The sequence below is a fragment of the Bacillus sp. AFS023182 genome (assembly GCF_002560575.1).
Taxonomy (GTDB): Bacteria; Bacillota; Bacilli; order Bacillales; family Bacillaceae_G; genus Bacillus_A; species Bacillus_A arachidis.
The window spans coordinates 1-10,659 of the sequence record NZ_NTRO01000066.1 but is presented as its reverse complement, the minus strand read 5'-3'; the positions used below and the strand labels follow the sequence as shown (position 1 = coordinate 10,659).

The following is a 10,659-nucleotide window of genomic DNA, read 5'->3' as shown; positions in this document are numbered from 1 at the left end:
AGTATAAGAATAGAAATACAGAATGAAGTAATAAATCTAATAAAGCTACAAGGGGTCACTATATCATTCTGGGAAAATTGTACGCTAAGGGATACAAAACCTTATCATGGCAGCATCTTTAATAGATAAATACATGTTCAGAAAGATAAAATTCAAAGATTAATTGAACATTGAATTATGTACACACTTTATGAACGTGATTATAGCTAGAAAACCTTGATATTATTGAATTCTATGCTCTGTTCATAAACATAAAATTTTCTGGACACAGGTTAAAGTAAGTTGGAAAATGTCATCCTTTTTAATTTGATGCAGATAAACTTTTGGGAACATCCATACAGGCTTCAAGGAAGAGATTTATTTAACAAGAACGTGTAATGATTTTCTGTAAAATTATTGTAACATTTGTAATAATAAGTTTGAAAATTAGAAATTAACCTTTAATTCTAACAGCATTTTTAAACGTATGATGAGTTTTTAAGAAAGAGTAAACCAATTCCTTTAACGTGATATAAAAGAAAAAATTAGGACCTTTATGTGCGTTAAATGACTATAAATAGCAATGTTTAGGGTATTCAAGTTCATTTCAATTTAAAGTGATTTTAACACCGGTGAAACAACAATTTTTAGAATTATTAGTACAATTAAAGTATAAAATTTAATTGTAAAGAAGGGATCATTTTGAGAGAAACAATTAGTAGTTATGAAGATTTATTAGAGATGTTAGATTCATTATTACGTGAACCAACTCAGTTTTGGGATGATTTTTATTCTAATCGTGAAAAAGGAATCCCCTTTTTTGCTAATAAACCAGATGAGAATTTAGTGGAATATTTTGAGGGGAAATTACTTAATCCAGGAAAAGTCTTGGAACTCGGATGTGGACCAGGCAGGAATGCAATTTACTTTGCTAAAAAAGGATGTTTAGTTGATGCAGTAGATTTATCGCAAGAATCAATTCAATGGGCGGCAGAACGAGCGAAAGAACAAAATGTAAATGTAAATTTTATTTGCGACAATATTTTTGACTTACAAATTGAAGAGGGAGCATATGATATTGTGTATGATTCAGGATGTCTTCATCACATTGCTCCACACAGAAGAATAAGTTATATAAATTTGGTAAAAAAAGCTTTAAAACCAAATGGGCATTTTGCAATCACTTGCTTTGTTCAAGGTGGAGAATTAGGTGGAGCAGACATAACTGATTGGGAAGTATACAGACTACGAAGTCTTAAAGGAGGACTAGGATTTACAGATGAAAAGCTAAGAACCATTTTTAAAGACTTCTCTGAAATAGAAATACGTAAGATGAAAGAAATTAAACAATCAAATGAAGTATTTGGTGTGCCTGCGCTATGGACAGCCTTATTTATGAAAGAGTCTACTAAATAATGAAAAAAGATGTATTACTATAAGTAAATTATATTATTTATTTTCACTAGCAAGGATTACATAAAAAAAATAGCCGACTCCTTAACGTACAGGGATTCGGCTATTTTTGTCTAAAATGTGTCTAAGCGTACAATTTTCCCAAAATGATATGGTGACCCCTTATAGGAAACATGTTGTCTAGGTGTTTTTTCTTTGTCTCACCAAATGGGGTCAGACCACTGTATATTTCTACAAAAAGAATAGCGTTTTTTTCGTTTTATGGATACAATTTTTTAGCTTGATGGCGCTGGTCGGATACCCGGTTATTAAAAAATTTAAACCTCGCTACCGCCATTTGAAATTGTTATAATTGAAATGTTTTTAATATTTAAATAATGGGGGATTAGAAAATGAAAATTGCAATAGTCTGTTTCGATAACTTTACTGATATAGATGTTTTTTTACCATGGGATTTATTAAATCGTGTACGTTTAGTTGGCGGTATTTCTGATTGGAATGTACAACTATTAGGAACGGAAAAAACTCATATATCCATGTCTGGCTTACGTATTCCCATGACAGGAAGCATATCTGATATTCCTTCTGCTGACGCTGTAATATTTGGAAGTGGTAAGGGTGTACAAGATTTATATAAAAATCAAGAATATCTTAATAGCATTCATGTAGATCCTCAAAGACAATTAATAGGCTCTATGTGTTCTGGTTCACTACTACTAGGAGCTAAAAAATTGTTAACTGGCAAAAAAGCAACTACATATCCATCCGTAGTAGAACAGCTAAAAGAATTTGATGTAGACGTTATTGAACAAAGTTTCGTAAACGAAGGAAATATCTCGACTGCTGCAGGTTGTTTTGCTGCTCAAGATCTCTCAGCTTGGATTATAAGAACCCTAATTAATGAAGACATGGTTGATACTGTGTTAGAAACCGTTCAGCCAGTGGGCAAAGGTTTATATTTTTAATTTCAAATCAAGTTAAAAAATTGGTTGTTCCCCATACAAAACAAATGAGTTAAATTCTCATAAAAAACTGTAAAATAATAAAATTTTCGTTTTGGGGATACTTCAAAATCTTAGCTTGATGGCGATGTTGCCGTACCCCAATTAAGTTCATTTTTTCGTTGTTGAGAACAACTAATTTTTTAAGTTGATGGAAATGCGGCTGTACCCCATTCTCAGGGTTCACTCCACTATAAAAAGAATAGCGTTTTTTGTGAATTATGAGTAGAAATTCATCTGAATTTCAGTTTTCTAGCTAATTGAAAAAATTAATCAAAGACTGAAAAGAAAAGCTTTTTAATTGTAAATAGGAACATTATTTGGGGATAAATTTATAAATTCTACAGGAATTTGATATCCTAGCCAACGTTGAGCGATATGTTCGAATGATGAAACAGAACCTGTTGTAAAAAAACGATGCTTAAGATTAAAATACTCAGATAAGATACCTTGATGTTGTAAAATAGTACTTAATTCTATTGCTGTTTCTTCTGCGGAACTAATAATAGAAATATCTTTCCCGAGTTCTTTTTTTATATATAATTCTAAATGTGGGTAATGGGTACAACCAAGAATCAAGGTATCTATGTCTTCTTTAGTTAATGATGATAAAGCTTGTTTAACTTGTTGTTCCACATATATTGTGTCGTCTAATCGATTTTCTACTACTGTAGCTAATGTTGGGCATGCAAGGCTATGTACTTTTAAATTTGCATGAAGCTCTTGTAAAGCTTTTGCATACATATCAGACTTTATCGTGCCTGTAGTCCCAATTACTCCAATCTTTCCTTGCTTGGTCACCTTAATTGCTGCCCTTGCCCCTGGATGGATAACTCCAAGAACTGGAATAGGAAGTGATTCTTTCAGAGAGGGTAATACAGCAGCTGAGGCAGTATTACAAGCAATAACAAGAGCTTTTAATGGGAATTGCTTGAGGAATTCAACCATTTCAAATGTAAAAGATTTAACTTCTTCTACACTTCTCGGCCCATAAGGACAACGCTTATTATCACCAATATAGTAAATACTCTCTTTTGGCAATTGTCTCATAATTTCTTTAGCAACTGTTAATCCTCCAACCCCTGAGTCTAGTACGCCTATTACGGAATTTTTATTAGCTAAATACATATAGTTCATCTCTTTCATCTCTTTGGTCTTATGTTGATAACATCATTTATTATACTCTTGAATTTTAAAAATGCCATAATAAAATATCCTTATTTTGGATGTTTCATCTGAAAAATTGTACTTTCTATTAGGGGTCACCATACATGCCCATCAACTTAAGATTCTTTACTATCCCCAAGTGTAAAAAAACGCCATCCTTTCCTATAATTCTACAGAAAGGATAACGTCTTTTTCGCTTTATAGGTAGTGCAAAATCTTAGCTTGATAGCACAATGTGGTGCTACCCCGTATTGTTATATGTTAAGAGAGCAGACACTACTAGATAGGGGTTTAGGTCTTTTGACAAGTTCTCCTTTACAATTAGGACAAACATAATTCATTAATTTTGTACATTCCTCACAAAATGTACATTCATGTGTACAAATAAACGCCAAAGATTGCTCTTCAATCTTATTACTACATTTCTCACAACATTTCCTCATCTCAAGTCCCATTTTTATTCCTCCAATAATATTTTTTTCATTATATACATAAAATTATAAATATAATATAATTTTCTTTAAATACAAATTATTAGTTATTTTATCCAAAAGACTTAAAAAATTTATTTATTATAAGCGTTTTACTTTAAATTAAAAGGGGGGTTTAGAATGGATCATATTGATCAAGGAATTTTACATATTCTTCAAGAATATGGACGTATATCTATGACTGAACTAGGAAAAATGGTGAATTTATCAACACCTGCTGTAAAAGAAAGAGTGAAAAAATTAGAGGATAAAAATATCATTACAGCCTATCGGGCAGTTATAAACCCAGAGAAATTAAATAAGAATGTAACGGCTTTTGTTTTGTTTGAATCAAAAAAATGCCAACAATTCAGAAGTTTTTGTAAAGAAAATCCCATGGTCCTTGAGTGCCACAGATTAGCTGGACAATATAGTTATTTGGTGAAAATAGTCACAGAATCGATGCAACATTTAGAAGAATTTATAGATGCTTCAATGGAGTTTGGCCATCCATCAACTTTAATTAACTTATCATCACCAGTAAAATATAGATGTATTTTTTAGAATAGAGTTCTTCGAAGCTATTTAAGGGATGCTGCCACATCACCATCAACTTAAGAAATTGATTGTTCCCCGAAACGAAAAAAATGAGCCGAATTCTCATAAATAACTGTAAAAAGGCAAAATTCTCGTTATGGGGGTGTCTTAAAATCTTAGCTTGATGGGCATGGGGTACCGCCAGCATTTTGGAAAAAAACCACGCTAAGAGCATGCAAGATTTTATACAGTTTTTCAGCTAATCCAGTAACAAGTGATAATCCTAAAATCTACGCCAGGATAGGAATGTATAAAAGAATAAACAGAGTCATAGAAAAAGAAAAAAGCGGATTCCTTGTGAGAGTAGGGATCCGCTTTGTCCTTGCTACCGATAATAGGACGTTATGTTAACCTTACATGAATACTATATTCATGGGTAAGAACAAACGTTTGTCATTTGTTTAGAAAATTTAGTAAACTTGTTTATGAGGCTAAGTGAGAGGAGAAATATAAATGAATACAATTGATTTATTGTTATTAAACTTAACAGAAGTTAGAAGACGGAGTATAAAAATATGGAAAACGATTCCTAGCGATAAATTGGATTGGAAACCAGATGAAAAAGCTATGACTTGTTTAGAGATGATTCGGCATGTACTGGAATCAGAGCATTATTATCATCTGGCTATTGAAAATAGGGGAAGTCTGAAAGAGTATAATTCTCCATTTGAAAACAGACCTTTTTTATCTGTCGAAGATGAACTGGATTTTGCTGAGATATATCACAAACAATTTTTAGATACTGTTCGTTCTTTTTCTAATGAAGATCTAAATACAATTAAAATTGATCGTTCAAATGTAGGGTATATTCGTTCTTTAGGAGATATGTTAATGCGTATAGCATATCATGAGGGTGTTCATACAGGACAAATGTTAGATTATATGAGAACAATGAAAATTGAACGCCCAAATATATGGGATTAATAATTTCACTACCAATAACGGGGGTTATGTAAATAAGCTGTCCAGATGGACAGCTTATTGTATTTTTTGCGAAATGCTGGTGGTACCCCATCGCTATCAAGCTAACAAAACAAAATACCCCCTAAAATGAAAAAATACGCTATCCTTTCTGTTGAATCATAGGGAAAATTGACGGATTTGTTTTTCAACAGTTTGTAGAGATACTTTTTTCTAAGAGGAAATATCTCCATTTCTATATTTATTGTACTTTAACAGCATATGTCCCATCTTTTCTGTCAGATGTATACACACATAAATAATACTTCCCTGGTTTTGCAGTAAACTTTCCTTTAAGGATATTTTCATTAGATTGTTCGCCTGCAATGGTGCTTCTCAGATCTGATTCATGAACAAGCGTCCATATCATGTTGATTTTACCTTCGTTTATGACAGAAATGTTCATTTCTTTTGGCGATGACACATTAAACGTATAAATGTCGGTATAATCTTCATCCTTAAATGAACCTTTGAGAAGCGTATTAAACGGAATTACATTTGCTTGTTCAAAACGACTATTTGGTTCTGTTTCAGTTGCTCCTATTCGATCTACATGAACTGTCATTAGTTCTTTACTTTCTTTTCCTTTATCATCTTTCATTGTTAAGGTTGCCGTATACGTTCCTTCTTTTTCATATGCATGAGTAGGATTTGCTTCTGTGCTTGTGTTACCATCTCCAAAGTCCCAAAGGTAAGAAACGATTTTTCGACCTTCAGCTTTTGAACTATCGCTCTTAAACTGAATTGCGGTATTTGCTTCACCATAATATGGCTCATTTCTCTTTACAATCGTTCCTTGGCTTGCACCTTCATCTGTTGCAATGCCATGGAAAACAATATCATATTGGAACTGATTTTCATTATTTACACGATAATTTACAAAGTACGCTGTTACTGTTTTATAACCGCTCCATTCTTTTTGTGACAGTTTCTCTAATGCTTCGTTTACTTGTTTACTCATCGTTTTCCAGTCTTCAGATTCACCTTTCGTTACATTGCCTGTATACGTACCTTCAACTGTAAATGTATTAAAGAATTGAGACTTATGCTTTGTAATCTTTGCATCTTTTACATTCGCAACATCCGCAATTTCCTGCTTCACTCCAGTTAGTGCCTTCTGTTCATGACTTACTAAATAATCATCTGATACTTGCGGCACAGTAAATTTTTCTCGATTATCAATTAATTGCTGCATATATGTTTGATATTCTTTATTCAATTGTTCATCTTTACTTAACGCCTCACGGTATGCATCATAACCTTGTACATCATTTGCACGAATTAAATCTTGTACTTTATCGAATGTATCAAATTTGTGATTATACATATAAGACTGCAATACAAAGGAATAGTTATAAAAATCCCACGTTCCGTATTTTGCATATAATGTTTGTTCTGCTGTATAGCGTTTTGCTGGTTCGTTTGATAAACCTCTTATAACACTCTTACGCGGTACTACATTATTCGTACGCGTCGATCCTGCAAAAAATTCCGCGTTTCCTTCTGCATACCATGTCAAACGTTCATTTTGCTGTATATCTCCTTGCCCAAATAATCCAGGCACTTCATATCTTCCTTGCAAATAGTGTGTAAATTCATGACGAAATAATTCTTCTAAACTAAAAATACTTTGCTGCGGCGTACGTTCATATGTAAAGAACGTTCCGTCTTGTTCAATATAAATACCACCATTATCCGTTTCATATCCGTACAATTGCTGGTTAAATTTATATTCATCTGGTGTATTATAAATTACAATTGTTAATACATCATCCGCATTCCCTTGTTCTAATGCTTTATCATTTCCGATTACACGGTGATATTGTGCTTTTACTTCTTTCGCAGCCCAGTACATTCTTTGGATTTTTTCCTCTGTCACTTTATCTCCCGTTTTAAAGACAATTGCTCCGTCATCAAATGTATACGTGTTAGGTAAAAATTTCTTCTTTCCCTCTTCTTTAATTTGATCTAAATTTACTGTTTTTCCGTTCGCATCTACTCCGCCGTAATTTGTAGCAATCTGCTGTGCTGCACCAAAATATTGCTCTCCTAAATATGGATACATCCCCATTGCTTGCGTAACAACGTCTAACCCTTTCTTCGGATTACTGTGAAATTTCCCTAAACGTCCTGCATAGTAAATCCCGTTATTAATTAGCCAACCATTTTTATCCGTCACATTACGTATAAGCGCCATTTTATTGACTTCATTTATAAAACTATCAATCTTTCCATACCACATTGTCTCATTTGGCTCTTTACCCGAAAGGCGCCAATCAGTCTCTATATCGGCATCAACGGCTCCCATCAAAGCGTATACAGCATCTCCTTTCTTACGGTCACTTTCATATGTAGAAAGGTTATTATTATACTGTTTTAAAATTTTTGCTGCATATTGCACCGTTTCAACGTCACCAGAAGCATTCCTCATTAAATCCCCGTATGCATTTACAACCAAATCTTGCTCAGCTGTACCTAGTTTAAAGTTTGGATTCTTTGCAATTGCTTTTAATGCCGGTAAACACTTATCTTTGAAGCTTCTCTCTTTTAAATAACTTAAACTTGATTCCTCATTATAAAATCCAACATAAAAAGCGGAGCGAAGCACTTCAGTAAATGTATCAATTCCTTTTGCATCATTTTTTGTAAACGTACTTCCTCGTTTCTCTAATCCATTGATGATTACTTGCATGCGTTCTTTATTTCCATAGAAACCCTTTGTTTCTTCGTTAAACTGAAATAAATCTTTAATTTGTCCGCTGCGAATATTCGCTAGTGTATTAATTAACTCCTCATCGCTCATTTTATTCAGCTCATCTAAAGTATAGCTTTGCTGCAACTGCTCCGCTTTCACACTTTTCTTAGTGGAAGCTGGCTTCTGTGAAAAATCTCCTACTTTTAAACGTTCTTCATATGATAATGTTTCATCAGCCTTTGAGGAATGAGCAACTGCATCTTTTGGCGTTTCTACCCCTGCTGGTTTCATTTGCATTACATTGTAAGGTACTTTTTCTTCCGCTGATACTTCAGCTTGCAATGTCCCTAACGACAATGCCATTGTACTAATTCCAAGCATAATTTGATTCATTTTCTTTTTCATACTTTTCCTCCATATCTAAAAATCATTAAAATAGAATAACATATTATTTAGGTTGAATAATTTAAATATGCAAGAGTTCATATCACTTTTTAATAGTTTTTAAATACTTCGTGAATTATTTAAAAGGGGAACCGCCCATTGCCGTGAAGCTAAGAAAAGCGAATACCCCAAAACGAAAAAATGACACCTCAAGGTGAAAATGTACATTTTTTTGTTTTTGGGGGCCTTATAAATTATTAAGTTGATGGATGTGTAAGGTGACCCCATGCCCGTCAACTTAAGAACGGAAACAAAATGAACTTTCATTCAAATAAACTACAATATGCTTAAAACACTTTTTTTCATTAAAAATGAGCATGCCAAATAAACCTAGATAGGTATTATTTTTTAAGATTATGCAGCTTTCTTTTGTTTTCTAAATCCACTATATTCATAGATAACACCCATAATATCAAAGACTGTTTTCTTCTCATATCGATGAGATTTTCGCCCGTTTTTCTGTAGTAGGTGGAATAGGCGGATTAGAATCTTTGTTACTTCTTGGGTGTTTTTCTGTATAGCTTGATACAGAAGATATAAATAATCTTGGATCATCCCTATTGCCTTATATTCGCTTAATTCTCTTTTCTTCTTTTTCAAAAGAAGTTGACGCATTTTAAACATAGTAGAGGAGCACAGGAAAATAGCAATTAGCTTTCCATATAATTGGCACTCTAATCGTTCCTGTTTTACATGACGATAATGGTCTATTTTGAAGAGTGATTTCCACGTTTTAAAGATAATCTCTATTTGGGGTACAGCCGAGATACGTGTAATTTTGAGTATTAGCCATACATTTATTTCCAAACGCACTTATAATCACGAATTTCCCTATTATTTTTCAACTTATTATCATACATCCTAATCATACGGTTGGAACAAAGTGTTTTCAGTAGCTAATAGATGGATGATTAGGATGTACCCCTAATAGACAAAACGGTATTTATAAGCCCTATAAATGGCATATGGAAATAAAAGTAAACCTATGACCTATTTTTACACGTATCTCGGCTGTACCCCGATTAGAGGTTTACACTCAAAATCTATAATGTTTTAATGAAAGTAACATCTATATAAATCCATTTTAATTCTTCGACATATCTACTATGCAGAATACAACATGATCTGCACTTGCTTTCTCCTTTTGAAGTGGTGGAAAAAATCATGACTGTTTCTATACGCGGCCAGATACCCCCCCCTTCAAAATTATATATAGGTATAATTTTTACGTGTATGAAATGAGAGGGGGATAAGTAAATTTAAGAAGTAGTCATAGCAAGAGGAATTTTTATTACATTAACGTAATAAAAAGATATAAGAGGGTAGTGAGGAAATCAGCGTTTCGTATGAACGTTAGAATGGATTTAAATGAAAGGACTGATTCATATGAGTAGAAGAAAGAATCATAGATTACAAAAACCAATGAAAGTACTTATGACATCTGCTGTTTTGACAACGACATTATTTACATCTATGACTGTAAATAATTTGAACATTCATGCTGAAACTACACAAACCGAGGCGCAATATGAAGAGAGGCAGTTTGAACTTCCAAGTACAGGACATTATATGGGTGAAGCGATAAGAGAAAAAAGAAGTGAGCAACGAAACTATGTGCCAACAGGAATCTATGTACAACCGAATGAACAAGTCACAATTGAAGTATCGGGACTATCGGGATTAGACAAGCTTGGAGCAACTATTGGGACAAATGAATATGATAAAGAAGGGGGAAAAGCATTTCGTCTTTCCCCGGGTTCTAACACCATCTCCTCTCTAAACGGTGGTTTATTAGGATTTGATAACTCTGAAGGAAAAGGAACTGTTAAGGTGAAAGTAACACAAGGCGGGAGCCCTGTTCCATTCTTTGAATTAGGGAAGCATACGAAAGAAGACTGGATTGCCATGATGGACAAGTATCCAGATGCGCATG

The 10,659-nt window shown here is 33.4% G+C and carries 8 protein-coding genes and 1 pseudogene; 5 read left to right on the top strand and 4 right to left on the bottom strand.

All coding sequences use genetic code 11. The features are described from left to right. Window positions 1–681 precede the first annotated feature (681 nt). Window positions 682–1,395, top strand: coding sequence for a class I SAM-dependent methyltransferase (locus tag CN288_RS23095; RefSeq protein ID WP_098303189.1), 714 nt, complete (start codon window positions 682–684; stop codon window positions 1,393–1,395). Between the two features lie 389 nt (window positions 1,396–1,784). Continuing rightward, complete coding sequence (locus tag CN288_RS23090; RefSeq protein ID WP_098303188.1) at window positions 1,785–2,357, top strand: DJ-1/PfpI family protein; 573 nt, start codon at window positions 1,785–1,787, stop codon at window positions 2,355–2,357. 333 nt (window positions 2,358–2,690) lie between these two features. Here CN288_RS23090 and racE read toward each other — a convergent pair whose 3' ends face one another. After that, complete coding sequence (gene racE / locus CN288_RS23085) at window positions 2,691–3,521, bottom strand: glutamate racemase (protein WP_098303187.1); 831 nt, start codon at window positions 3,519–3,521, stop codon at window positions 2,691–2,693. 293 nt (window positions 3,522–3,814) lie between these two features. Next, window positions 3,815–4,015 carry a DUF1272 domain-containing protein gene (locus CN288_RS23080; RefSeq protein ID WP_098303186.1) on the bottom strand — a complete coding sequence of 67 codons (201 nt, stop codon included), beginning with the start codon at window positions 4,013–4,015 and terminating at the stop codon, window positions 3,815–3,817. 156 nt (window positions 4,016–4,171) lie between these two features. Here CN288_RS23080 and CN288_RS23075 point away from each other — a divergent pair, with 156 nt between their 5' ends. Beyond that, on the top strand, window positions 4,172–4,594 hold the full coding sequence (locus CN288_RS23075; protein WP_098303185.1) for an Lrp/AsnC family transcriptional regulator: 423 nt from the start codon (window positions 4,172–4,174) through the stop codon (window positions 4,592–4,594). Between the two features lie 486 nt (window positions 4,595–5,080). Next, window positions 5,081–5,551, top strand: a complete 471-nt coding sequence (locus CN288_RS23065) for a DinB family protein (protein ID WP_001091989.1) — start codon at window positions 5,081–5,083, stop codon at window positions 5,549–5,551. A gap of 238 nt (window positions 5,552–5,789) precedes the next feature. Here the strand turns inward: CN288_RS23065 and colA are convergent, their stop codons facing one another. Both colA and CN288_RS23055 read right to left on the bottom strand, forming a co-directional pair. Continuing rightward, window positions 5,790–8,687, bottom strand: a complete 2,898-nt coding sequence (colA, locus tag CN288_RS23060; protein WP_098303183.1) for a collagenase ColA — start codon at window positions 8,685–8,687, stop codon at window positions 5,790–5,792. A 393-nt stretch (window positions 8,688–9,080) separates the two neighbouring features. Continuing rightward, window positions 9,081–9,479: pseudogene (locus CN288_RS23055) on the bottom strand (transposase); the annotation flags it as partial. Window positions 9,480–10,112: 633 nt separating this feature from the next. On the opposite strand from CN288_RS23055, the gene CN288_RS23050 reads away from it, so the two are divergent. After that, a partial coding sequence (locus CN288_RS23050) for a M60 family metallopeptidase (protein WP_255260046.1) occupies window positions 10,113–10,659 on the top strand: 547 nt, incomplete at its 3' end.

Coding starts and splice junctions, on each gene's coding strand:
- CN288_RS23090 (WP_098303188.1), top strand. CDS start 1,785: ATGAAAATTGCAATAGTCTGTTTCGATAACTTTACTGATATAGATGTT.
- racE (WP_098303187.1), bottom strand. CDS start 3,521: ATGTATTTAGCTAATAAAAATTCCGTAATAGGCGTACTAGACTCAGGG.
- CN288_RS23080 (WP_098303186.1), bottom strand. CDS start 4,015: ATGGGACTTGAGATGAGGAAATGTTGTGAGAAATGTAGTAATAAGATT.
- CN288_RS23075 (WP_098303185.1), top strand. CDS start 4,172: ATGGATCATATTGATCAAGGAATTTTACATATTCTTCAAGAATATGGA.
- CN288_RS23065 (WP_001091989.1), top strand. CDS start 5,081: ATGAATACAATTGATTTATTGTTATTAAACTTAACAGAAGTTAGAAGA.
- colA (WP_098303183.1), bottom strand. CDS start 8,687: ATGAAAAAGAAAATGAATCAAATTATGCTTGGAATTAGTACAATGGCA.